At 67.2% G+C, this 23,884-nt stretch carries 18 protein-coding genes; 5 read left to right on the plus strand and 13 right to left on the minus strand.

Going from position 1 to position 23,884, the window contains the following annotated elements; genetic code table 11:
* Positions 1 to 19: 19 nt before the first annotated feature.
* From PX554_RS11420 to PX554_RS11430, 3 genes are all read right to left on the minus strand, one after another.
* On the minus strand, positions 20 to 1,387 hold the full coding sequence (locus PX554_RS11420; RefSeq protein WP_093220000.1) for an L-serine ammonia-lyase: 1,368 nt from the start codon (positions 1,385 to 1,387) through the stop codon (positions 20 to 22).
* Positions 1,388 to 1,454: 67 nt separating this feature from the next.
* Positions 1,455 to 1,874: a methylmalonyl-CoA epimerase gene (gene mce / locus PX554_RS11425; RefSeq protein ID WP_275501812.1), complete on the minus strand. Its 420-nt coding sequence runs from the start codon at positions 1,872 to 1,874 to the stop codon at positions 1,455 to 1,457.
* Positions 1,875 to 1,986: 112 nt separating this feature from the next.
* A complete protein-coding gene (locus tag PX554_RS11430; RefSeq protein WP_093220007.1) occupies positions 1,987 to 2,514 on the minus strand; it encodes a hypothetical protein in 528 nt (175 codons plus the stop codon).
* 135 nt (positions 2,515 to 2,649) lie between these two features.
* Between PX554_RS11430 and acs the strand changes: the two genes are divergently transcribed.
* Positions 2,650 to 4,590, plus strand: a complete 1,941-nt coding sequence (gene acs, locus PX554_RS11435; protein WP_275501814.1) for an acetate--CoA ligase — start codon at positions 2,650 to 2,652, stop codon at positions 4,588 to 4,590.
* Between the two features lie 36 nt (positions 4,591 to 4,626).
* Here acs and treY read toward each other — a convergent pair whose 3' ends face one another.
* The 4 genes from treY to PX554_RS11455 all read right to left on the minus strand — a co-directional run bounded on the left by treY (position 4,627) and on the right by PX554_RS11455 (position 11,297).
* Positions 4,627 to 7,008, minus strand: a complete 2,382-nt coding sequence (treY, locus tag PX554_RS11440; protein WP_275501816.1) for a malto-oligosyltrehalose synthase — start codon at positions 7,006 to 7,008, stop codon at positions 4,627 to 4,629.
* On the minus strand, positions 7,005 to 8,759 hold the full coding sequence (gene treZ, locus PX554_RS11445) for a malto-oligosyltrehalose trehalohydrolase (protein WP_275501818.1): 1,755 nt from the start codon (positions 8,757 to 8,759) through the stop codon (positions 7,005 to 7,007). Before treZ ends, treY begins: the two co-directional genes overlap by 4 nt.
* Positions 8,759 to 10,861, minus strand: coding sequence for a glycogen debranching protein GlgX (glgX, locus tag PX554_RS11450; protein WP_275501820.1), 2,103 nt, complete (start codon positions 10,859 to 10,861; stop codon positions 8,759 to 8,761). The genes treZ and glgX overlap by 1 nt, the downstream gene beginning before the upstream one ends.
* A 64-nt stretch (positions 10,862 to 10,925) precedes the next feature.
* A complete protein-coding gene (locus PX554_RS11455) occupies positions 10,926 to 11,297 on the minus strand; it encodes a DUF2934 domain-containing protein (RefSeq protein WP_275501823.1) in 372 nt (123 codons plus the stop codon).
* Positions 11,298 to 11,406: 109 nt separating this feature from the next.
* On the opposite strand from PX554_RS11455, the gene PX554_RS11460 reads away from it, so the two are divergent.
* The gene (locus tag PX554_RS11460) at positions 11,407 to 12,633 is read left to right on the plus strand and encodes a flavin monoamine oxidase family protein (protein WP_275501825.1); all 1,227 of its coding nucleotides are present in this window, start codon (positions 11,407 to 11,409) and stop codon (positions 12,631 to 12,633) included.
* 20 nt (positions 12,634 to 12,653) lie between these two features.
* Here PX554_RS11460 and PX554_RS11465 read toward each other — a convergent pair whose 3' ends face one another.
* The 3 genes from PX554_RS11465 to PX554_RS11475 are packed head-to-tail and all read right to left on the minus strand — an operon-like array spanning position 12,654 to position 14,853.
* Positions 12,654 to 13,445: a MetQ/NlpA family ABC transporter substrate-binding protein gene (locus PX554_RS11465; protein WP_275501827.1), complete on the minus strand. Its 792-nt coding sequence runs from the start codon at positions 13,443 to 13,445 to the stop codon at positions 12,654 to 12,656.
* Positions 13,446 to 13,456: 11 nt separating this feature from the next.
* Positions 13,457 to 14,122 carry a methionine ABC transporter permease gene (locus PX554_RS11470; RefSeq protein ID WP_275501829.1) on the minus strand — a complete coding sequence of 222 codons (666 nt, stop codon included), beginning with the start codon at positions 14,120 to 14,122 and terminating at the stop codon, positions 13,457 to 13,459.
* Positions 14,119 to 14,853, minus strand: coding sequence for a methionine ABC transporter ATP-binding protein (locus PX554_RS11475; protein ID WP_338061586.1), 735 nt, complete (start codon positions 14,851 to 14,853; stop codon positions 14,119 to 14,121). Before PX554_RS11475 ends, PX554_RS11470 begins: the two co-directional genes overlap by 4 nt.
* A gap of 262 nt (positions 14,854 to 15,115) precedes the next feature.
* Between PX554_RS11475 and PX554_RS11480 the strand changes: the two genes are divergently transcribed.
* Entirely contained in the window at positions 15,116 to 16,447 is a 1,332-nt protein-coding gene (locus tag PX554_RS11480) for an LLM class flavin-dependent oxidoreductase (protein ID WP_275501830.1), read from the plus strand.
* A 192-nt stretch (positions 16,448 to 16,639) separates the two neighbouring features.
* On the plus strand, positions 16,640 to 18,805 hold the full coding sequence (locus PX554_RS11485; RefSeq protein ID WP_275501832.1) for a TonB-dependent receptor: 2,166 nt from the start codon (positions 16,640 to 16,642) through the stop codon (positions 18,803 to 18,805).
* 102 nt (positions 18,806 to 18,907) lie between these two features.
* Here PX554_RS11485 and ndk read toward each other — a convergent pair whose 3' ends face one another.
* The 3 genes from ndk to PX554_RS11500 form a co-directional block, all read right to left on the minus strand.
* Entirely contained in the window at positions 18,908 to 19,330 is a 423-nt protein-coding gene (gene ndk, locus PX554_RS11490) for a nucleoside-diphosphate kinase (protein WP_275501834.1), read from the minus strand.
* A gap of 112 nt (positions 19,331 to 19,442) precedes the next feature.
* A complete protein-coding gene (locus PX554_RS11495) occupies positions 19,443 to 19,883 on the minus strand; it encodes a DNA polymerase III subunit chi (protein ID WP_275501836.1) in 441 nt (146 codons plus the stop codon).
* A gap of 98 nt (positions 19,884 to 19,981) precedes the next feature.
* Positions 19,982 to 21,454 carry a leucyl aminopeptidase gene (locus tag PX554_RS11500; protein WP_275501839.1) on the minus strand — a complete coding sequence of 491 codons (1,473 nt, stop codon included), beginning with the start codon at positions 21,452 to 21,454 and terminating at the stop codon, positions 19,982 to 19,984.
* Positions 21,455 to 21,616: 162 nt separating this feature from the next.
* Here PX554_RS11500 and PX554_RS11505 point away from each other — a divergent pair, with 162 nt between their 5' ends.
* Positions 21,617 to 23,854 (plus strand): LPS-assembly protein LptD, encoded by a 2,238-nt coding sequence (locus PX554_RS11505; RefSeq protein WP_275501841.1) that lies wholly within the window; start codon positions 21,617 to 21,619, stop codon positions 23,852 to 23,854.
* Positions 23,855 to 23,884: the final 30 nt, after the last annotated feature.

Here is a 23,884-nt window from a genome sequence, read left to right on the forward strand (position 1 = left end):
CGTCCCCGTGCCGCCGGCCTCAACATTCGACGACGTTGACGGCGAGGCCGCCGAGCGACGTTTCCTTGTAGCGTTCGGACATGTCGAGCCCGGTCCGGCGCATCGTCTCGATCACCTGGTCGAGGCTGACGCGGTGCGTGCCGTCGCCGAGCATCGCCAGCCGCGCCGCCTCGATCGCCTTGATCGAACCGACGGCGTTGCGCTCGATACACGGCACCTGCACCAGCCCGGCGACGGGATCGCACGTGAGGCCGAGATTGTGCTCCATGCCGATCTCGGCGGCATTCTCGATCTGCTCGGGCGTCGCGCCAAGCGCCGCCGCAAGCCCTGCCGCCGCCATCGAGCAGGCGACGCCGACCTCCCCCTGGCAGCCGACCTCGGCGCCCGAAATCGACGCGTTTTCCTTGAACAGAAAGCCGATCGCGGCGGCGGTGAGCAGGAAATCCTCCACCCCGCGCGCCGTCGCGCTCGGCGCGAAGCGTTCGTAATAGCGCAGCACCGCCGGAACGATCCCGGCCGCGCCGTTGGTGGGCGCCGTCACGACTTTGCCGCCGGCGGCGTTCTCCTCATTGACCGCGAGCGCCCACAGGTTGATCCAGTCGATCACCGTCAGCGGATCAGCGAGCGCGCGTTCCTGCCGGGCGACCAGCGTGCGGTGAATGCCGGGCGCACGCCGCTTGACGCGCAGGCCGCCGGGAAGCTCGGCGATATCGGAACGGATGCCGCGATCGATACAGGCCGCCATCGCGTCGCGGATCTCGGCGAGCCGCGCCGAGACGTCTTCGGGAGCGAGGGAGGCTTCCTCGTTTTCGCGCATCAGGTCGGCGATCGTCTTGCCGCTCCGCTCGGCGAGCGCGAGCAGTTCGTCGCCCGAGCGGAAGCGGTTGGGCACGTCCCAGCCGCCTTCGGGCGCCGCGTTGCGGCCGATCTCGTCCTGATCGAGCACCGCACCGCCGCCGATCGAATAATAGGTGCGGCGCAGCGTCTCGGCGCCGCTCGCGTCGAAGGCGGCGAAGGTCATCGCGTTGCTGTGGAAATCAAGACGTTCGCGCGGTCGGAACAGCAGGTCACGCGCTTCGTCGAACGGGATCGCGCGGGTGCCGCCGAGCATCAGCGCCCGCTTGGCGCGGATCGCGGCGACCTCGGCATCCGCGACATCCGGGTCAATCGACGCGGGCACGTGCCCGGCGAGGCCGAGCAGGATCGCGCGATCGGTGGCATGTCCCTTGCCGGTCAGCGCGAGTGAGCCGAACAGCAGCACTTCGACCCGCGCCGTACCCTCGTCCGCGCGGCGCGCGAAATCGGCGGCGGCGCGCATCGGCCCCATCGTGTGCGAACTCGACGGACCCACGCCGATCTTGAACAAGTCGAAGGTGCTGCTGACCATGGTGCGGCCTATCACCTTGGCGCGGCGCAATCTTGCCCTTTTTTCGAGGTAACGATCGAGCCAACGATCAGTGCGTGTCCGCGGGCGTCTCCATGATCTCGGTCAGCACGCCGCCCATGTCCTTGGGATGGATGAAGAATACCAGCGTCCCGTGAGCACCGATGCGCGGTTCGCCGAGCACGCGCGCGCCCTTGCCCTCGAACCAGGATTTCGCGGCGTGGATGTCAGGCACCTCGTAGCAGACGTGATGCTGCCCGCCGGCCGGGTTCTTGGCGATGAAGCCGTGGATCGGCGACGCCGCGCCGAGCGGCTCGATCAATTCGATCTGCGCGTTCGGGGTATCGATGAAACACACTTTGACCCCCTGGGCGGGCAGATCGAAGGGTTCGCCGATCGTCGTCGCGCCTAGCACGTCGCGGTAGAGCGCGATCGAGGTCTCGATCGACGGGGTGGCAACGCCGATGTGGTTCAGCCGTCCGAGTTTCATGCGTCTCTCTCCACGTCATCAGCGATCGGCATAGGGATCGCTTGCAAAATCAAACCGTTCGCATTGGGCGCACGCGAAGCACGAACCGAGCCGGGTGTTCGGCGCCCAGCGATCAATTCTCCGCGTCATCCGCCTTCGGCGCGGGCGGCGGCGGCGGTGGCGCGGGCATCTGCCCGAACACATAGCCGCACGACTCGACCGTCTGGCGGATCGGCGCCTCGCTCCCCGGCCCGGCGAACACCGCGTCGACGGGCATATTGGCGGGATCGATCGCGCGCACCTTGATCGACTTGGCATGGGCAATCGCGACGGTCAGCGTCGTCACCACGGCATCTTGCGCGGTGTAGGCGCCGCCGCCGGGGAACTCCCAGTTGATCCCGAGCGCGGGGCCATTGTCGGCGGTGATCGTCACCGGGCGCGGCGTCGCCTTTGCGAACGGCGGCTTGGGGATGAACTGAACCGAAACCGCGTTGGTGCCGGGCGCGCTGCGATCGCAGCGCACCACCAGCCGCGCCTTGCCATCCGCGCTGTACGCCGACACCGAGGTCGAGCCGAGATGCGTCGCTGGATCGATCTTCGCGACGGTGGACCACCCGGCGGGCGCCGGCACGGCGGCCTGGAGCAGCAGCATCAGGATCATGGTTCGCCCTTTCGTTCCCCGGCGATGACGGTGGCGCACGCTTGGCAAATGCGCCGCGCCAAGACAAGACCGGCGCACAAGCGGCTGCTTGCAACGCCGCCGCCGCATCGGCAAAGAACGGAGCAGGAGATCGGTATGTCGGAACAGAGCCTATACCCCGTGCCAGCAGAGTGGGCGAAGCACGCGCGAGTCGACGCGGCGGGGTATGAAAAGCTCTATGGCCGCTCGCTCGCCGATCCGGGCAGCTTCTGGCTCGAACAGGCGCGTCGGCTGGACTGGATCAAGCGGCCCGAAATCGCCGGCGACTGGTCGTTCGACGAGGCCGATTTCCACATCCAATGGTTCGCCGACGGCAAGCTCAACGTCGCGGCCAATTGCATCGACCGGCATCTCGCCGAGCGCGCCGAGCAGATCGCGCTGATCTGGGAGCCCGACGAGCCCAACGCCGAGCCGCGCCGGTTCACCTATGCCGAACTGCACGCCGAAGTCTGCCGCTTCGCCAATGTGTTGAAGGCGCAGGGCGTCGCCAAGGGCGACCGGGTGACCGTCTATATGCCGATGATCCCCGAGGCGGCGTTCGCGCTGCTCGCCTGCGCGCGGATCGGGGCGATCCATTCGGTGGTGTTCGGCGGCTTCTCGCCCGAGGCGCTGGCGGGGCGCATCACCGATTGCGACAGCCGCATCGTCATCACCGCCGACGAAGGCCGGCGTGGCGGCAAGACCGTACCGCTCAAGGCCAATGTCGATGCCAGCGCCGCCCATGCGCCGGCGCTCGAACAGGTGATCGTCGTGCGCGCGACCGGCGGCGCGGTGACGATGCAGCCGGGGCGGGACATATGGTATCACGAAGCGGCCGCGACCGTCTCGACCGCCTGCCCGGCGGAGCCGATGAACGCGGAAGACCCGCTGTTCCTGCTCTACACCTCCGGCTCGACCGGCCAGCCCAAGGGCGTGCTGCACACCTCCGGCGGCTATTTGCTATGGGCGAGCCTGACCCACGAACTGGCCTTCGATTATCGCGCGGGCGATGTGTGGTGGTGCGCCGCCGATATCGGCTGGGTCACAGGGCATAGCTATATCCTCTACGGCCCGCTGGCCAATGGCGCGACCACCCTGATGTACGAGGGCCTGCCCAACTGGCCCGACGCCAGCCGCATCTGGCAGGTCTGCGACCGGCATCAGGTCCACACGGTGTACACCGCCCCCACCGCCTTGCGCGCGCTGATGAAGGACGGTGACGACTATGTCGCCAGGACCAGCCGCAAGTCGCTCAAGCTGCTTGGCACGGTCGGCGAGCCGATCAACCCCGAGGCGTGGCGCTGGTATCACGACGTCGTCGGCGAGGGGCGCTGCCCGATCATCGACACCTGGTGGCAGACTGAGACTGGCGGCGCGATGATCGCGCCCCTGCCCGGCGCGACCGATCTGAAGCCCGGTTCCGCGACCACACCGATGCCCGGCGTCGATCTCCAGATCGTCGATGCCGAAGGGACGGTGCTGACCGGCGCGACCGAGGGCAATCTCGCCATCGCCCGGAGCTGGCCGGGACAGATGCGCACCGTCTGGGGCGATCACGCACGCTTCTTTCAGACCTATTTCACCACCTATCGCGGCAAATATTTTACCGGCGACGGCTGCCGCCGCGACGAGGACGGCTATTACTGGATCACCGGGCGGGTCGATGACGTCATCAACGTCTCCGGGCACCGCATGGGGACCGCGGAAGTGGAGAGCGCGCTGGTGCTTCACCCGCAGGTCGCCGAGGCCGCGGTGGTCGGGATGCCGCACGATATCAAGGGCCAGGGCATCTATGCTTATGTGACGCTCAACGCCGGCGAGGCTCCGTCCGACGATCTGCGCCGCGAGCTGGTCAAATGGGTCCGCACCGAAATCGGGCCGATCGCGACGCCCGACAAGCTGCAATTCGCGCCCGGCCTGCCCAAGACGCGCAGCGGCAAGATCATGCGCCGCATCCTCCGCAAGATCGCCGAAGGGGACGTATCCGCGCTGGGCGACACATCGACACTCGCCGATCCGGGGGTGGTCGATGATCTCGTGGCGAACCGCGTGGCGTGAGGCGACGGCGGCCGCCACGCCTCCGCCGCACGAACGTTATGTCGCGGAGGCCGCAACGTTGATGTGGTATGGCGCGGTCGCGAACAGCTCCGCCGCCGATACTGGCTCGGCGAAGTCGATCATCGTCTCGCCCCACCAGTCCGCGCCGGGGCTCGCCTGCCCCGCGCCGATCTGCGCCGACGCCGCCTTGAGCAGAACCGCGCATTCGAGCCGCTCGGCGCCTTGGGTACGCGTGAACGCGAGCACCTCCCCGGCGCGCGGGCCCGAGACGGTGACGGGCAGATATGCGCCATGCGAGAACAGCGCCGGTGACTGACGGCGTAGGCCGAGCAACCGCGCGATCAGATGTGGCTTCGACAGCGGATCGCCGTCGCGCTCCAGCAGGGCGGCGCGGGCGGCATAATCGACCGGGCGGCGGTTGTCGGGATCGACGAGACTCCAGTCTCCCAACTCGGCGCCCTGATAACAATCGGGCACCCCGGGAACGGTATTGCGCAGCAGCGCGACGGCGAGACTATTCGCAGTGGCGGCTGGCGCAAGGCGCCGTACGAACGCCTCCATCTCGGCGGTGAACGTCCCGTCGGCAAGCAAGCGGTCGACCAATTCGGCGGCGCGCGCCTCATACGCTTCGTCGGGCGCTTCCCACGACGATCTCAGCTTGGCCTCGCGCAATGCCTTGGTCTGCCATGCCTTGATGCGGTCGGCGTCGATCGGCCAGGCGCCGAACATGGTCTGCAGCAGTATGTAGCGATCGGCGGGATCGACCCCGCGCCCTTCGGTGCGCGCCGTCCAGCCGGCGACGCGTTCCGCCCAGATGTCGGGCACGCCGCTGAGCGCCGCGAGACGTGCGCGCACATCTTCACCGCGCTTGTGATCGTGCGTCGCGGTGGCGAGCATCGCATGGGGGAAATCGCGCGCGCGCGCCGCCATCGCGGCGTGGAACTGGCCGATGTCCAACGCGAATCGCTCGGGCGCGAAGCCGACGTCGTTGGTCGAGAGCAGAACGCCGTGACGGTAGAAGGCGGTATCCTCCACCGCCTTCGCCGCGATCGGCGCGGAAAGTTGCTGGAAGCGGCGCACCGCCTCCGCCGCCAGTGTCGCATCGCCCGGCCCCCGGCCCGCGAGCCACTCGACGATGTGGCGCGCGATCTCCGTCTCGCCGGGCGGGCAAAAGTCCGCGCTGTCGGCAATCGCGCGATCAAGCACCGCCCCGTCGCTGGCCGGGCCGTGATTGCCAACGCCGTAGCTGCGATAGACCGGAAACACCCAAAGCAGCCGCTCGATCGCACGGCGCAGCATCGCGGGCGTGACCGCCTCGAACGCGGGATGGCTGGCACTCGCCGACGCTGCCAAGGCAGCGAAGGCGGCGACGCAGCGATCGGTCTGGCCGGCGAACTGCCACGAGAGCAGTTGCTGGCGCGCGGTCAGCGCCTCGTCCGCGAAGTCGCAGGGGCGTCCGCTGATGTCCTCCCACAGCTCACCGAGCGGTGTCTCACCTTCGCTCGCGTGCAGAACCCCGGTCACCTCACGCATGAAGTCGTACCCGCTGGTGCCGTCGAGACCCCAGTCGCGCGCGAGCCTTTCGTCTTCGGCGAGGATCTTTTCGACGACGATATAGGCGCGCCGCGTGCCCCCGATCGCGTCGAATCGCGTGCGCAGCGCGCGGGCGTAGCCGGCGGGATCGGCGAGGCCGTCGATGTGATCGACGCGCACGCCATCGATCAGGCCCTGTTCGAACAGGCTGAAGTACAAAGCGTGGGTCGCCTCGAACACCTCGGGGTCTTCGACCCGCACGCCGGCGAGTTCGTTGATGGTGAAGAAGCGCCGCCAGTTGAGCTGGTCGTTCGCCGTCCGCCAGGACGCGAGCCGATAATGCTGCGCCTCGACCAGCGTGCGCAGATCGCCTTGCGCCGGCACGTCCGACCGCAGCGGCGGACCGTCCACGCCATAAAGCCGGAGCGCGCCGTCGACCAGCCCCAGATCGCCCGCCGCGATCACCTCGCCGAGCGACGCGCCGAGGATCGGCAGCAGCAGCGGTTCGTCCCAGTCGATGTCGAACCAACGCGCGTACCGGCTGCCCGCGCCGTGGCGCAGCACGTCGTTCCAATAGCCATTCTCGCCGCCCGCCACGCCCATGTGATTGGGCACGATATCGATGACCATGCCCATGCCCCGCGCGCGCAAGGCATCGACGAGGCTGCGGAATCCCGCCTCACCGCCCAACTCGGGATTGATTACGGTCGGATCGATCACGTCGTAGCCGTGCGGCGATCCCGAGACGGCGGCGGTGATCGGCGAGGCATAGACATGGCTGATGCCGAGCCGATCGAGATACGGCACGATCGCTTCCGCCGCCGAGAAGGGGAAATCGCGATTGAATTGCAGGCGGTAGGTCGCGCGTGGCGGGAAATCGGTCATGCTGCATCCTCAAGCCAGGCGGCGAAGCTCGCCGGCGCGCCGGGCGTGCCGAGCGCATAGAGCGGCGTCTCGGCGCGCACCGTCACCGGCGCGCTGCCGAGATTGATCGCGAGCGTCAGCACCGCGCCGTCGCCGAGCGTCCACACGGCTTGAACCGCGCCTTCACCGAGCACCTCGGCACCATCCGCACACGCGCCGCGCAGACGCGGCACGATCTCCGCGTGGCGTAGCGTCAGCAGGTCGCGGTACAATGCGCGCCAGTTTTGGGCGTCGTCCGCGGGCAATGGCCGCGACGCCGCGAAGGTATCGGTCGCGTTGGGGTCGGGGATTTGTTCGCGCGCCGACTCGGAGGAAAACGCCTCGAAGTGGGCGAATTCCTTGCGCCGGCCCTCGCGCACGACATCGGCGAGTTCATCGTGGAAATCGGTGAAGAAGTAGAACGGCGTCTGCGATCCGATCTCGTCACCCATGAACATCAGCGGGATTTGCGGGCACAGCAGTAACAGCCCGGTCGCCGCCGCCAGCCGATCGGGCGCGACCAAGGTGGTCAGCCGCTCGCCGAGCGCGCGGTTGCCGATCTGGTCGTGGTTCTGCAGGAACGCGACGAACGCGGTCGGCGGCAGATGTCCGCTCGGCGTGCCGCGCGGCTTGCCGTCCTGATGCGACATCCCCTCGCCCTGGTAGATGAACCCCTCGCCCAGACAGCGCGCCAGCTTATCGGTCGAATTGTGTGCGAAATCGGCGTAATAGCCCTCGGTCTCGCCGGTCAGCAGGACGTGCATGACGTTGTGGAAATCGTCGTTCCATTGCGCATCGAAGCCGCCGTCGCCGAGGCGCGCCGCGTCGTTCGATTCGTTTTCGAGGATCAAGTGAATCTGCCGATGGGGCGCTACCTGCGCGCGGACCTCGGCCGCCATCCGGTCGAGGAAGGCGGTATCGCCGATCGCGTGAACCGCATCGAACCGTAAGCCGTCGAAGCCGTACTCCTCGATCCACATCAGCGCGTTCTCAAGGAAATAGGCGGCGACCTCGGGCCGATCGACCGCGACCGCGCCGCCCCACGGCGTATCGCGATCGGCGTGGAAGAAGTCGCCAGCATAGGCGCCGAGGTAGTTCCCGTCCGGGCCGAAGTGGTTGTAGACCACGTCGAGCAAGATCATCAGCCCGTGTTCGTGCGCGCGATCGACCAACGCGCGCAGGTCGTGTGGCGAACCGTAAGCCTCGGCGGGCGCGAACGGCAGCACGCCATCATAGCCCCAGTTGCGCGAGCCGGCGAACGCCGCGATCGGCATCAGTTCGATTGCCGTGACGCCAAGCTCCGCCAGCGCCGGCAGCGTGTCGGCGACGCCGGCATAGCCGCCTAGTACGCCGGCGTGGACTTCCTGGATCACCGCTTCTTCCCACGGGCGGCCGCGCCAACCCCCGTTCGTGCCGGGCGAAGTCGTGGGACCATCGGCGTGTGCCGCGACTTCGCTCGGCACGAACGGAGAAAGCACTACGCTCCAGCCATGCACGCCGCCCGACTGCAGCCGCGAGGCGGGATCGGGCACGACCAGATCGGCATCGAGCCGGAAGCGGTACCGCGTTCCCGGCGGCGCGACCGCTTCGGCCTCGAACCAGCCGCGGTCGCGCGGCGTCATCGCGAGCGACGCCGCGCCGTCGATCTCCAGCGTCACGGCGTCGCGATCGGGCGCCCAGAGCCCGAAGATCGTGCGCCCGTCCGCTTCGAGGCGCGGTCCCCACAGGCGCATCAGGCGTCCTTGTCCGCGCGTCGGCGGATCAGTACCGCCGCATGCGCCTGCACCTCATAGGTGTCGCCGATCGGCGTCGGCTCGAGGTCGGGCTGCGCGCTGTCGATCAGCACTTCGCGATCCGAATTGGGCGCGGGCAAGGTGAAGGTGATCGCGTCCTCGCTCGCGTTCATCAGCAGGGTGAGCGCTTCGATGCGCCCGTCCTCGAGCGCGACAGCGCGCCGCATCACGAGCGCGCGGCCTTCGGGGTTGTTCCAATCGTCGGGCGACATCGTCTCGCCGCGCTCATCCCACCATTCGATGTCATTGATCCCGTAACCGGGCGAATCCTGACCGTAGAGGAAATTGGCCGAGCGCAGCACCTCATGCGTCTTGCGCAGCGCGATCAGCCGCGACGTGAAGGCGAACAGTGAGCGGCCCTCGGGGCTCTCGGCCTGCTCCCAGTCGAGCCAACTGATCTCATTGTCCTGGCAATAAGCGTTGTTGTTGCCGTGCTGCGTGCGACCGAATTCGTCGCCCGCCACCAGCATCGGCGTGCCGAGCGACGTCAGCAACGTCACCAGCATCGAGCGCTGCACCGTGGCGCGGGTCTTGAGGATACCCTCGTCGTCGGTCGGCCCCTCCGCACCCCAGTTGCGCGAGATGTTGTTGTCGTGGCCGTCGTTGTTGTTTTCGCCGTTCGCCTCGTTGTGGCGCTCCTCGTAGGAGACGAGATCGGCGAGCGTGAAGCCGTCATGGCTGGTGAGGAAGTTGACGCTCGCCCACGGACGCCGTGCGCGCCGATCGAACAGATCACCCGAGCCGGACAGCCGCGCCGCGAGATCGCCACGCTTGCCGGGATCACCGCGCCAATAGCCCCGCACGGTGTCACGATATTTGTCGTTCCACTCGGCGAAGCCCGGCGGGAAATTGCCGAGCTGGTAGCCGCCCATACCGACGTCCCACGGTTCGGTGATGAGCTTGAGCCGGCCGAGGATCGGGTCTTGCCGCAGCACGTCGAAGAAGCCGGCGCTGGGGTCGAAGCCCGTGTCGGTGCGCCCGAGCGTCAGCCCCAGATCGAAGCGGAACCCGTCGATACCGAACGAGGTCGCCCAATATCGCAGCGAATCCGCGACCATCTGGATCACGCGCGCGTGATCGAGCTTGAAGGTGTTGCCGGTGCCGGTGTCGTTGATGCAATAGCGCGGCTGGTCGGGCACCAGCCGGTAATAGGTCGCGTTGTCGAGGCCACGCCACGACAGGGTGGGCCCGAGTTCGCTGCCCTCGCAGCTATGGTTGTACACCACGTCGAGGATCACCTCGATCCCGGCGGCATGGAGCCGCCGAACCGCGAGCCGCAGTTCATCATGCGAGTCGGTGGAGAAATAGCCCGGCTCGGGCGCGAAGAAGCTAAGCGTGTTATAGCCCCAATAGTTGCGCAGGCCCCGCTCCTGCAGGAACCGATCCTGCGTGAAGGCGTGGATCGGGAGCAGTTCGAGCGCGGTGACGCCGAGACGCTTGAGATGATCGATCACGCGCGGGTGCGACAGCGCCGCGAAGGTGCCGCGTTCGCGTGGCGGCACCAGATCGAGCAGCTTGGTCAGCCCCTTGGCGTGCGCCTCGTAGATCACCGTTTCCGACCAGGGGGTGTTGGGGCGCACGTCGCGAGACCAGTCGAACGCGTCGCTGGTGACGATCGCCTTGGGCATGGCGGGCGCGCTGTCGCGCTTGTCGAAGCCGAGATCGGCGCGCCGTCCGCGCACCGGGTAACCATGTAGCACGTCGCTCCATTTGATCGGCCCCGACAGGCGGCGCGCATAGGGATCGAGCAGCAGCTTGTTGGGGTTGAAGCGATGCCCTTCCTCGGGCGCGTAGCGACCATAGGCGCGATAGCCATAGAGGAGGCCGGGGCGCGCGTCCGGCAGATAGCCGTGCCACACCTCGTCGGTCCATTCGGGCAGCGTATAACGCGCGATCTCGCGCTTGCCGGTCGGTTCGAACACGCACAACTCGATCTTCTCGGCATGCGCAGAGAAAACGGCGAAGTTGACGCCGAGCCCGTCGAACGTGGCGCCGAGCGGATAGGGAGAACCGCCCTCGAGGCGGTCAGCAGTGGGGCGCAAGATAGTCTCCCTCAGTCAACGGGATGGCATGAAACGGCTGGGTGCCCGCCTGCGCGGGCGGCGTTCAGCGGATCGGCGTGAGCGGCTTCACTCTGCGCTTCGCCGGCTTCTTGGCGGGGGCCGGTGCTGCCGCCTCCGCCGGCTCGGCCGCAGCCGCGCTTTCCGGCTCGGCGGGCGGCGTGGGCTCCACGGCTGCCTCGGGTTCGACAGCCGGTGCGTCAGCCGCCTCGGTGACGGCCGCCCCGGACTCGGACGCCGCGGCGGCGTCGAATTCGGCTTCGGCCTGCGCCCAATGCTGATCGGCGACGCCCTCCGGCTGGCCCTGTTCGATCCAGATCGCGTGCGCGCGCTGGCGGACTTGCGAAATCCGATCCTGTTCCATGAAAGTCCCCTGCTGGTCGTAACGGTTCGCCAACTGCAATGCGCGGCGGCGCATAAGGATGCGCGTTTCGCGACTGTGCAGAGAATTTTTCCTGACACACCCGGCGATTGCCAAGCGTTTCCGACGGCTCGATATACGCATGCCTTCGCCGCGGAGCATCACCATGGATCATGACGTCGCGATCATCGGAGCCGGTGCCGCAGGCATCGCGGCGGCGCGCGTCTTGGTCGCGAACGGCCGATCGGTGGTGGTGCTGGAGGCGAGCGACCGCGTGGGCGGACGCGGCTGGACAATCGGCATGGCGGGCATGACGCTCGATCTTGGCTGTGGCTGGCTCCATTCGGCGGAGCGCAACCCGCTCGTCGCGGAGGGCGAAGCCGCGAACTTCACCGTCCATCGCGGCCCGTCGGCATGGCAGGAGCAATGGCGCGGCCTCGGCTTTACGCCGGCTGAGCAGGCTGCGGCGCGGGCCGCTTGGGCCGCGCTGGACGCGCGGTTCCACGCGGCACCGCCGGAGAGCGACCGCGCTTCGGACGCGCTGGAACCGGGCGGGGCGTGGAACGCCTTCTGCCGCGCGCTGAGCGGTTACATGAACGGCGCCGATCTCGATCGGCTCTCGATCGCCGATTTCCTCGCCTATGATGATGCCGCGAGCGAGAACAACTGGCGCGTGCATGAGGGCTACGGCGCGCTGCTCGCCGCGCGATTGCCGCATGTGGAGCTGAGGTTGACGACCCCGGCACGCCGCGTCGCCCTCGGCGATCGGGGCGTGCGGATCGAGACCGATCGCGGCACGGTCAGCGCGCGCGCGGCGATCGTCACCGCGTCCAGCAACGTGCTCGCCAGCGGCGCGATGGCGTTCGACCCGGCCGCGACCGACCACCTCCACGCCGCCGCGCAACTGCCGCTCGGCTTGGCGGACAAGCTGTTCTTCGAACTGATCGGCAATCACGGGCTTGAGGTCGAGACGCACCTGATCGGCAACCCGCGCGATGCCAATACCGGCAGCTATTATGTCCGTCCGCTCGGCCAGCCGGTGATCGAAGCGTTCTTCGGCGGGCCGGGAGCGCAGCAGCTCGAACGCGTCGGGGTGGCCGAGGCGTTCCGTCTCGCCGCCGACGAGCTTGCGGGGTTGCTCGGGAGCGATATCCGACGCCACCTGCGGCCAATCGCCGCTTCGGCCTGGTGCCGAACGGCGTGGATCAACGGATCGTACAGCCATGCGTTGCCGGGCCAGGCGCATGCGCGTGCGACGCTGGCGAAGCCGCTCGACGGGCGCATCTTTTTCGCCGGCGAAGCGACCCACGCGACCGACTTCTCGACCGCGCACGGCGCTTGGCAAAGCGGCATCCGTGCGGCGCGGGAGATACTCGAAGCGCAGACCGCCTGATCCCCGGCAGCAAGACGGCGTCAGAACGCCGGCAGCACCGCGCCCTTATAGTGCGTCTTGATGAAGTCGCGCGTCGCCGGGCTGCGCAGCGCGGCGATCAGCTTGACGACGCGCGGATCTTTCTCCTCGCCCGCGCGCCCGACGACGAAGTTGACGTAGGGCGAGTTGGCGTCCTCGATCAGCAACGCGTCGCGCACCGGGTTGAGCTTGGCGTCGAGCGCGTAATTGGTGTTGATGAGCGCGAGATCGACCTGGTCGAGCACGCGCGGCAGCGTCGCCGATTCGAGTTCCTTGAACTGCAGGTTCTTGGGATTGGCGACGATGTCGTGCAGTGTCGAAAGCGGATCGGCAGGGTTGCGCAGCCGCACCAGCCCCGCCCTCTGGAGCAGCAGCAGGGCGCGGCCGCCGTTGCTCGCTTCATTGGGGATAGCGACGGTCGCGCCCTGCGGCAGCGCCGAAAGCGTCTTCCATCTATGCGAATAGCCGCCGAGCGGCTCGACGTGGATGCCCGCATACGCGACGAGATGCGTGCCGCGGGAGGCGTTGAACGTGTCGAGATACGGCTTGGTCTGGAAATAGTTCACGTCGACCTGCTTCTGGTCGACCTGGAGGTTGGGCTGAACATAATCGTTGAACACGCGGATGCGGAGATCGACACCTTCCTTGGCAAGCGCCGGCTTGACCGATTCGAGGATCTCGGCATGCGGGACGGCGGTCGCCGCGACCGTCAGCGTCTTGCCATCGTCCGGCGCGCCGCCCGAGCAAGCGGCGGCGAGCAGCGGCAACGCGAGAAGAAAGCGGCGGCGGTTCATCGAATGGCTCCTCAGCGATGCGTGACATGGCGGGCGAGACGATCGCCGGCGAACTGGATGATCTGGACGAGCAGCACGAGCAGCACCACGGTGACGATCATCACATCGGTCTGGAAGCGCTGATAGCCGAAGCGGATCGCGAGATCGCCGAGGCCACCCGCCCCGACCACGCCCGCCATCGCGGTGAACGAAACCAACGCCACCGCCGTTACCGTCGCACCCGAGACGAGGCCGGGCATCGCCTCCGGGATCAGCGCGCCGGTGACGATCTGGCGCGTTGTCGCCCCCATCGCCTGCGCCGCTTCGATCGTGGTGCGATCGACCTCCTTCAGTGCGCTTTCGACCAGCCGCGCGTAAAAGGGCGCCGCGCCAACCACGAGCGGCGGGATCGCACCGACCACGCCGAGCGAGGTGCCGACCAGCGCCACGGTCAGCGGGATCATCACGATCAGCAGGATAACGAACGGCACCGAGCGCAAGATGTTGACGGCGGTGCCGAGCACGAGATTGACGACGCGGTTCTGCGAAATCTGGCGCTCCGCAGTCAGGTACAACAGCACACCAAGCGGCAGGCCGAGCAGTACGGTCAGCAGCAGCGATCCGCCCAGCATCGCCAGCGTGTCGCGGCAGGCGGTGGCGATGTCGCTCCAATCGACGTTGGCGAACCAGGTGTTCATGCCCCGACCCCCGCGAGCATGCGGCGGGTCACGGGATGCGCGGCGCCCGCGAAGATGTCAGCGACGCGGCCGGTCTCGACGACCGTACCGCGATCGAGCACGGCGACGCGATCACAGACCGCACGTACGACATCCATTTCGTGCGTGATGAGCAGGATCGTCAGCCCGAGTTCGCGGTTGAGCGCGCGCAGCAGATCGAGCACGCTGCGCGTCGTTTCGGGATCGAGCGCGCTCGTCGCCTCATCGCAGAGCAGGATATCGGGATCGGTGGCGAGCGCGCGGGCGATGCCGACACGCTGCTTCTGTCCGCCCGAAAGCTGGGCCGGATATTTGCCGGCATGGTCGCTGAGGCCCACCCGATCGAGCAGCGCCGCCGTTTTGGCCGCGCGCTCGGCGCACGGCACACCGGCGAGCTTGAGCGGAAAGGCGACATTGTCCGCCACCGTGCGCGACGAGAGCAGGCCGAAATTCTGGAAGATCATGCCGATCCGCCGCCGCAGGGCACGCAAGCCTCCCGGCGACAGCGTGGCGAGATCGACGCCCTCGACGGTCACGCGCCCGGCGCTCGGCACCTCCAGCGCGTTGACGAGGCGAATGAGCGTCGATTTGCCGGCACCCGACGCGCCGATCACGCCGAACACCTCGCCCCGCGCCACCTCCAAGGAGACGCCGTCGAGCGCCGCTACGGGCGATCCGGCGTAGCGCTTGTGAACCTGATCGAGCGCGATCACGCCAGCGGCCTCCCGCCGAAGGTGAGCGGCGGCGCGCGCCGGACGGAGTGGGGGTGCGGGAAGAGAAGCACGGGCATTACACAGCGGCGCAGTAGAGATTGATGCGCGCGCATGCCAGATGGATTTGCCTTACCGCGGCAAAGCATCGCACATCGCGGCACGGCTTTAGCGAATATCAACAGCGCTTGAGCAATCCCTGTTCGTGCCGCGCCGGACATGGTTTTACGCCTGTGCCATCATCCTCCCAGCAAGGCGCAGCATCATGGCACGCAAGCTCAAGCTCGGCTTCATCCTTCACGGCGTCGGCCGCACCTGGAACGACTGGCGGCACCCCGATCGCGACGTGAACGCCAGCACCAGCTTCCCCTTCTACAAACAACAGGCGCAGCTTGCCGAGCGCGGCAAGTTCGACTTCGTCTTCGTCGCCGACAGTCTGTCGATCACCGAGAAGTCGAGCCCGCATTATCTCAACCGGGTCGAGCCGATCACGATCCTGTCGGCGCTCGCGGCGGCGACCTCGCACATCGGGCTCGTCGGCACGCTGACGGTGAGCTACTCGGAGCCCTTCAACGTCGCGCGGCAATTCGCCTCGCTCGACCATATCAGCGGCGGCCGTGCCGGGTGGAACGTGGTGACCTCCTGGCTCGGCGACACCGCCGCCAATTTCTCCAAGACCGAACATCCGGCCCATGACGTGCGCTACCGGATCGCCGCCGAGTATCTCGACGTCGTGCAGGGCCTGTGGGACAGTTGGGAGGATGACGCGCATGTCGGCGACAAAGAGAACGGCGTGTTCGTCGATCCCGACAAGCTGCACCGGCTCGACCACAAGGGCGAGTTCTTCCAAGTGCGTGGCCCGCTCAACATCAAGCGCGGGCCGCAGGGCCAGCCGGTGATCTTTCAGGCGGGCGCCTCCGATGACGGGCGCAATTTCGCGGCCAAACGCGCCGATGCGATCTTCACGCATGCGCCGACCTTCGAGGATGGTCAAAGCTTCTATCGCGACGTCAAAAGCCGCGCGCAGGGATTCGGCCGCGATCCGGACGATCTGTTCGTGCTGCCCGGCATCTCGGCGATCATCGCCGACACCGATGCCGAAGCCGAGGCGCTGTACCGTGGGCTGGCGGCGAGCGAATCGCTCGATACCGGCTTCGGCTATTTGTCGCGCACCTTCAACGATCACGACTTCCGCCAGTACGATCTCGACGCACCGTTCCCCGATGTCGCGCACATCGGCAAGAACAGCCAGCAGAGCGGATCGAACCGCATCCTCGCGGAGGTGCGCGCCGAGAATTTGACGCTGCGGCAGGTGGTCGAGCGGCTCGCGACGCCACGTGGCGCGTTCGTCGGCTCGCCCGAGACCGTCGCCGACACGCTCCAGACGTGGTTCGAGCAGGGCGCGGCGGACGGGTTCGTGCTGTTCGAGCCGCTGCCCGGGCAACTCGAGGCGTTCGTCGAGAAGGTGGTGCCGATCCTCCAGGCGCGCGGGCTGTTCCGGGCGGAGTATGAAGGTGAAACCTTCCGCGACAGCCTCGGCCTGCTGGTGCCGGTCAACCGCTACACCGCCGCGCGGGGCGATCGCGCCGCCGCCTGATCTCGGTTTCCGAACCCAACCTCAGACCCCGCGTGGCCCGCCCACGCGGGGTTCTTCGTATCCGCGTTCGGGCTGCGGCGATGAGCGAATTCAATAGGCGGCCCACATGAACTCAATTGTGCGGGTTCGATGTTCTCCTACTGTTTGAATGGGAAATCGGCTGAGCAGGCCGGGCCGTAAGGGGACATTCGAATGCTACGTTTTGGGGCCAGCACACGATTGCTGTCGCTGACCACGGTTATCGCCGGCCTCGCCGCCGCGCCCGCGTTTGCGGAGGCGCCGCCGCCCGCCGCCGCCGCAGCAGCCACCACCGACGTGCAGGGCGAGATCGTCGTCACCGCCGAACGCCGCGCGACCGACCTTCAGAAGACCGCGATCGCGATCTCCGCCTTCACCCCGCAGACGCTGGCCGAGCGCAACATCTCCAACCTGCGCGATCTCGCCGGCCAAATCCCCAATCTGTTCGTCGCGCGCACCTCGATCAGCCACACCACGCAGACCTTCTCGTTGCGCGGGGTCGGCGAATCCGATCCGATCCAGGAGCCGGTGCTCGCGGTCTATGTCGACGACGTCTACGTGCCGCGACAGATCGGCTCGATGAGCGAGTTCGTCGATCTGGAGCGCGTCGAGGTGCTGCGCGGGCCGCAGGGCACGCTCTACGGCCGCAACTCGAGCGCCGGCGCGATCCGCATCATCACGCGCGACCCCGACGCGACCTTCCGCGCCTCGGGCGAGATCGGCTACGGCAGCTTCAACGACGTGCAGTTCCACGGCATCGTCAGCGGGCCGCTGGTGGGCGACACGCTGACCGCGAGCCTCGCCTATATCCACCGTTCGCGCGACGGCGTGACCTGGGATCCGACGCTGGGGCATGACGTCAACCGGATCAATCTGGACGCCCTGCGCGGCAAGCTGCATTTCACCGGCATCGCCAATCTCGACGCGCTGCTGACCGTGAACGTGACGCGCGACCGTAGCGATACGCGGTCTTACATCCCCGTCGTGCAGCCGGGCGCGTTCAGCATCCGGCGGTCGTATTCTGAAGTCGAACCGCTCCAGCATCTCAATGCGTCGAGCGCGTCGCTGCGGCTGATCTACACGCTCTCGCCGCAGCTCAGCGTCAAGTCGATCACTGCGTTCAGCGGGTTCGATCTCAACCCGGTCTGGTATGATAATGACGGTCAGGCCGCGCTGATCCAGAAGAATTTGATCCACTATAACGATCGCTCGGTGAGCCAGGAGGTCCAGCTCAACGGCGATTTCGGTGACATCACCTTCACCGGCGGGCTGTTCTACCTGCACGAGCGCTTCTTCGTGCAGCGCGACGGTTACAGCCGCACCGGCACCGCCGCGACCGCGCCGATCAGCGCGCTGCGCGCGCACAACATCACCGATACCGATGCCTATGCGGTGTTCGGCGAAGGCACGTGGAAGGCGACCGACACCTTCAGCCTGACCGCAGGCTTGCGCGGCACCATCGAGCACAAGCAATTCGTGTTCGATAACAAGGTGCTCGATACCGGCGGCGCGATCGTCGCGCAGTCGATCGCGGGCGAGGCGGCGAAGACATGGCGCGCGCTGACCCCGAAGGTGTCGGCCTCGGCGCAGTGGACGCCCAACCTGCTCAGCTATCTCACCTGGTCGCGCGGGTTCAAATCGGGCGGGTTCGACAATCGCGCCACGCGGATCGACCTCGCCACCCTGCCCTTCAACCCTGAGAAGGTGACGACCTACGAAGGCGGGCTGAAGGCGACCTTGTTCGGGCGCGCGCTGCGCAGCAATCTCGCGGTGTTCTACAATGATTACCGCGATTTGCAGGTCTCGTTCTACGATCCCGCCTATGTCGGGTCACGCCGCGGCAACGCCGGCAAGGCGCATAGCTGGGGCGCCGAGTTGGAGAACGACCTGCACCTGTCGAAGCGGGTCTCCTTGCAGGCGTCGGGCGGCTATCTCAAGGCGATCTACGACGATTACAAAGGGGCGGGCGGCAAGGGCATCGACGCCGACGGCAACCCGCTGACAAACGCGCCAAAATGGAGTTTTTCGGGCGGCGCGAATTACGATCTGCCCGCCGGCAGGATCGGCGACGTCAAATTCTCGCTCAACGCGCAATATCAGAGCAGCTTCTACACCAGCGCGCTCGCCCGCCCGCAGGATCGCGTGCCTGGCCAGACCTTCGTCAACGGCGCGATCACCTGGACGCCACGCGATCCGAGCTTCCAGATCCGGGTCGAGGGCAAGAACATCCTCGGCGCCGACGCGCCGGTGGGAAGTTCGTACACGCCGTCGACCGGCATTTATTACAAGAACTATGCCGATCCCGCGACGGTGCTCGTATCGTTCAAGGTCTCGCGGTAGCCTCAGACGTCGCCCCGGCGCAGGCCGGGGCCGCCGCGTTTCGGGTGAAACGGCCGCCAGATACCGCAACGGCCCCGGCCTGCGCCGGGGCGACGCGGCAGTTCAGCCGACGATTTCTTCGGGCTTGAAGAAGAAGGCGATCTCGGTCGCGGCGTTCTCGTCGCTGTCCGAGCCGTGGACCGAGTTCGCCTCGATCGATTCGGCGAGTTCCTTGCGGATCGTGCCGGGCTCGGCATTGGCGGGGTTGGTCGCGCCCATGATGTCGCGGTTGCGCTGCACGGCGTTCTCGCCCTCGAGCACCTGCACGACGACGGGGCCGGAAATCATGAACGTCACCAGATCGTTGAAGAACGGGCGCTCGCGGTGGACGCCGTAGAATTCCTCGGCCTGCTCGCGGGTCATCTGGATGCGCTTCGAGGCGACGACGCGCAGGCCGGCTTCCTCCAGCATCTTGGTGACGGCGCCGGTCAGGTTGCGGCGGGTGGCGTCGGGCTTGATGATCGAGAAAGTGCGGTTCGCGGCCATGACCGTGAAGCTCCTGTGTTTGAAAAGCGGGAAGTCGCGGCTCCCTAGTCGGGCGGGGAAAGCGATGCAAGTGCGGCTATCCGCCACAAGATCGGTTCGGGCCGGGCCAGCCTCAGGCGGCCTGTTCCCAGCGGCCGGAGTCGCTTTGCTTCCAGTAACGCCGCTCGACTTCGGCATGGTCGCCGAGCGCGCGCCAGGCGGCCCGCGCCTCGACGATGCGGTCCTCGTCGAAGAAGTGAAAGGCGCGGTCGAACCCGAGCGCGGCATCGCGCCAAACGCCATCGACCAGCGCTATGTTGCGCGCGGCGTTGACGGGGTCTGGCGTTGCGGCGATCAGCACCGGCTGCGCGGTATCTTCGCCCGCGCCGGCCTGTGCATGCGGCAGGAAGCTCTCGGGCGCGTAGGTCCACAACAGCCGGTCGAGTGTGCCGCGCTGCGCCTCGCTCCCCGAGACGATCAACAACCGGCCGCCGCTCGCCAGCACCTTCTCCGCAATCTGGGGAAGCGCGCGGTCGAGCGGGGTGACGGTGAGATGGTAGAAATCGACCTTCACATCGGCTCCGTCGCCCCGGCGCAGACCGGGGCCGCTACGTGATTACGCAAACCGGCTGCGCTAAACTGAACGGCCCCGGCCCACGCCGGGGCGACGGATCACGCTTCGAAATTATCCGCCACGAACCGGTCGAGCAGCCGCACGCCGAACCCGGTCGCGCCCTTGTCGAAGGTCGCACCGGCCTTGTCGGCCCATACCATGCCCGCGATATCGAGATGCGACCAGCGCACGCCAGCGTCGATATAGCGCTGGAGGAACTGCGCGGCGGTGATCGACCCCGCACCGCGCGGTCCGACGTTCTTCATGTCGGCGATCGGCGAATCGATCAGCTTGTTGTACGCATCCGCCAGCGGGAAACGCCACAACAGGTCGCCCGAAGCCTTGCCCGCCGCGAGCAACTGATCGGCCAGCGCATCGTCGTTGGCGAAGCAGCCGGCATGTTCGTTGCCGAGGCTGATGATGATCGCCCCGGTCAGCGTGGCGAGGTCGACGATCGTCTTGGGCCGGTGCGTACGCTGCACCCAGGTCAGCACGTCGCACAGCACCAAACGCCCCTCGGCGTCGGTGTTGATGACCTCGATCGTCTGCCCTGACATCGAGGTCACGACGTCGCCGGGGCGCTGCGCCAGCGCGTCGGGCATGTTCTCGACGAGGCCGCACACGCCGATCACGTTCGCTTTGGCCTTGCGCACCGCGAGCGCCTTCATCGCGCCGACCACCGCGCCCGCGCCGCCCATGTCCCACTTCATGTCTTCCATGCCGGCGCCGGGTTTGATCGAAATGCCGCCCGTGTCGAACGTCACGCCCTTGCCGACCAGCGCGAGCGCGGGATCGCCGTCGCCGGCTCCGTTCCACTTCAGCGCCAGCAGCTTCGCCTCGCGCGCGGACCCCTGGCTGACGCCGAGCAGCGCGCCCATGCCGAGTTCGGCCATCTCCGCCTCACCCAGTACGGTGACATCGAGGCCGAGCCCCTCAACCGAGGCGAGCACGCGTTCGACGAAGCTCTCCGGGTAGATGACGTTGGCGGGCTCGGCGACCAAGGTGCGGGTCAGTTCCAGCCCCTGCGTCACCGCGTCCTGCCGCGCCCAGATCTCAGCGGTACCCGCCGGCGCGTTGTGCACGGTGATCGTGGTGAGCGTCGGCTTGGCTTTGTCGCTGAGCTTGGTGCGATACACGTCGAACCGCCACCCGCGCTGAGCCGCCGCCGCCGCGAACCGCGCCGCCGCGACGGGGGTCGGCGCGGAGCCGCCGAGATCGACCGCGACCTGTGTCGCGCCCGAGGTCAGCAGCTTGCCGGTCAGCGCCCCGCCGGCGCGTTCGTAATCGGCTTCGCCGCCCGTGCCGACGCCGAGCAGCAGCACGCGCCGCGCCTCGCCGCCGGCGGCGACGAAAAGCTCGACCACCGAACCCGCCTCGCCCTCGAACCGGATGGCGCGCGCGGCCGATTGCGCCAGCGCGATCCCCGCCGCATCAAGCGCAGGCGAAGCGAGCCGCCCGAGCGCGTCCTTCTCGACCGTGAGGGCGAGCGGCATTGCCGCATCGGGCGCGGCGGCGGAAAATTCGATCTTCATGGCGATAAGGCCCTCGGGTTCGTTCAAATGCGGTGAGTCGGCTGTATCTAGGCCAGCGGCGCGATGCTGGCAAAGCAGCGCCGTTGCAGCATTGCTTCACCGGTGCGATAGGGCGGCATTCAGCCACCGCCTTTCGCGCGGACACCGGGGTGCAGTGCCGACGTGAAGCGTTCCTTGTTCCTAGCCTCCTGCGTGCTGCCGTTCGCCTGTTCGGTCGGCGCGGCGCGCGCGCAGGATCTCCAGACTCCCGATGTCGCGCTGCCGCCGCCCTCCCCGGCTCCGACGGTCAGCGACGATCAGGTGCAGTTCAGCGCCGATTCGCTCGATTACGACGTGAACGGCGAGATCGTCACCGCGACCGGGGATGTCCGCATGTACCGCACCGGCGACCGGCTGCGGGCCGACAAGGTGGTGTGGAACCGCAAGACCGGCAAAGTGATGGCAAGCGGCAGCATCGTCGTCACCAACCCCGGCGGCGACACCGCTTACGGCGATTCGATCGAACTGACCGATTCGCTCAAGGACGGCATGATCGACAATATGCTGATCGTGCTCGAACATGGCGGCCGGCTCGCCGCGCGCAAGGGCACGCGCGCGCTCGATGAGACCGTGACGATGGAAGACGCCGCCTATACGCCTTGCGCGGTGGCGACCGCGAGCGGTTGCCCCAAGGAACCATCGTGGAAGATCACGGCGGTGCGCGTCACCTACCGGCCCGACAAGCAGCGCATCTATTATAAGGGCGCGCGGATCAACGTGTTCGGTTTGCCGACGCTGCCGCTGCCGGCGTTCTCCAATCCCGTCGGCGGCGGCAACCAGAGCGGTCTACTCGGCCCCGATTTCCGCTACGATCGGGTCAACGGCTTCGAATTCGCCCAGCCGTACAACGTCGCGCTCGGCCCCAATCGCAGCCTGATCGTCACGCCGATGCTGTTCACCGCGACGGCACCGATGCTGCACACCGATTTCAGCGCGCTGACCGATCTCGGCGCGTATCGGATCGGCGGCTATGTAACGGTCAGTCGCCGCAGCGACGATCTCCAGTCGGCGACGCCGGTTCCGACCGAGAACGCGCTGCGGGGCTATGTCGATGGCGTCGCGCGTTTTCAGCTCAGCCCGAACTGGAGCCTCAGCGGATCGCTGCGCTATGCGAGCGACAAGACCTTCCTGCGGCGCTACGACATCTCGCGCGATGCGCGGCTCCGCTCGAACGTCAGCCTGGAACGGATCAGCCAGAACGCCTATTTCGCGGTCAACGGCTGGTACGTGCAGACGCTCCGCGTCAACGACAAGCAGAGCCTGCAGCCGATCGCGCTTCCCGAGATCGACTGGCGCTACCGTTTCGACGACGGCATCCTTGGCGGCAAGGTGCAGTTGCAGGCGAACAGCCTCGCCATCTCCCGCACCGCCGGACAGGACACGCAGCGCGCCTTCGCCAGTTTCAAATGGGATTTGCGCCGGCTGACGCCATGGGGCCAGGAGGTGACGTTCACCGCGTTCGGCCGTGGCGACGTATATCATGCGAGCGACGTCGGCGCGACCGGCGTCGCCAGCTATCGCGGGCTCGAAGGCTGGCAGACGCGTGCGATCGGTGCGCTGGCGGTCGACGTGAAATGGCCGTTCATCGGCAGCTTCCTGAGCGGGACGCAGCGGTTCACCCCGCGCGTGCAGATCGTCGCCTCGCCGCACATCGCCAACATCAACATCCCCAACGAGGATGCCCGCGCGATCGATCTCGAAGATTCCAACCTGTTCGAGCTCAACCGCTTCCCCGGCTACGACCGGTTCGAGGATTCGAGCCGCGTCACCTATGGGGCGGACTGGGCGGTCGATCTGCCCGGAATCGCGATCAACGCCAATATCGGCCAGAGCTACCGGCTCGATAGCCGCCCGAGCCTGTTCCTGAACGGCACCGGCCTGACAGACCGCTTCTCCGACATCGTCGGGCGCACCGAAATCCGCTTCCACGATTTCGTGTCGCTGACCCACCGCTATCGGCTCGACAAGAACAATCTGACCGTACGCCGCAACGAAGTCGATGCGACGATCGGCTCGCGCAGCACCTATCTGCTGCTCGGCTATCTCCGCCTCAACCGCGACATCACGCCGATCCTCGAGGATCTTCAGGACCGCGAGGAAGCGCGCATCGGCGGGCGCGTACAGATCCGGCGCTTCTGGTCGGTGTTCGGATCGACCGTGATCGACCTTACGGATCGCAGGGAAGACCCGCTTTCGCTGGCCGACGGCTTCAGCCCGGTGCGACACCGGCTCGGCTTCCAATATGAGGACGATTGCCTTCGTTTGGGGCTGACGTGGAAGCGCGATTACCAGAACACCGGCGACGCGCAGCGCGGCAACAGCTACCTCTTGACGCTGGCGTTCAAGAATCTTGGCCGCTAAGCGGTGGTTCAGGTGCGTACCGGCATTTCG

Source organism: Sphingomonas pollutisoli, from assembly GCF_029167165.1.
In the GTDB taxonomy this organism is placed as follows: Bacteria; Pseudomonadota; Alphaproteobacteria; order Sphingomonadales; family Sphingomonadaceae; genus Sphingomonas; species Sphingomonas pollutisoli.

Excerpts from the sequence above, each read along its gene's own strand:
- PX554_RS11420 (WP_093220000.1), bottom strand. The coding sequence starts at position 1,387 with ATGGTCAGCAGCACCTTCGACTTGTTCAAGATCGGCGTGGGTCCGTCG.
- mce (WP_275501812.1), bottom strand. The coding sequence starts at position 1,874 with ATGAAACTCGGACGGCTGAACCACATCGGCGTTGCCACCCCGTCGATC.
- PX554_RS11430 (WP_093220007.1), bottom strand. The coding sequence starts at position 2,514 with ATGATCCTGATGCTGCTGCTCCAGGCCGCCGTGCCGGCGCCCGCCGGG.
- acs (WP_275501814.1), top strand. The coding sequence starts at position 2,650 with ATGTCGGAACAGAGCCTATACCCCGTGCCAGCAGAGTGGGCGAAGCAC.
- treY (WP_275501816.1), bottom strand. The coding sequence starts at position 7,008 with ATGACCGATTTCCCGCCACGCGCGACCTACCGCCTGCAATTCAATCGC.
- treZ (WP_275501818.1), bottom strand. The coding sequence starts at position 8,759 with ATGCGCCTGTGGGGACCGCGCCTCGAAGCGGACGGGCGCACGATCTTC.
- PX554_RS11455 (WP_275501823.1), bottom strand. The coding sequence starts at position 11,297 with ATGCGCCGCCGCGCATTGCAGTTGGCGAACCGTTACGACCAGCAGGGG.
- PX554_RS11460 (WP_275501825.1), top strand. The coding sequence starts at position 11,407 with ATGGATCATGACGTCGCGATCATCGGAGCCGGTGCCGCAGGCATCGCG.
- PX554_RS11465 (WP_275501827.1), bottom strand. The coding sequence starts at position 13,445 with ATGAACCGCCGCCGCTTTCTTCTCGCGTTGCCGCTGCTCGCCGCCGCT.
- PX554_RS11470 (WP_275501829.1), bottom strand. The coding sequence starts at position 14,122 with ATGAACACCTGGTTCGCCAACGTCGATTGGAGCGACATCGCCACCGCC.
- PX554_RS11480 (WP_275501830.1), top strand. The coding sequence starts at position 15,116 with ATGGCACGCAAGCTCAAGCTCGGCTTCATCCTTCACGGCGTCGGCCGC.
- PX554_RS11485 (WP_275501832.1), top strand. The coding sequence starts at position 16,640 with ATGCTACGTTTTGGGGCCAGCACACGATTGCTGTCGCTGACCACGGTT.
- ndk (WP_275501834.1), bottom strand. The coding sequence starts at position 19,330 with ATGGCCGCGAACCGCACTTTCTCGATCATCAAGCCCGACGCCACCCGC.
- PX554_RS11500 (WP_275501839.1), bottom strand. The coding sequence starts at position 21,454 with ATGAAGATCGAATTTTCCGCCGCCGCGCCCGATGCGGCAATGCCGCTC.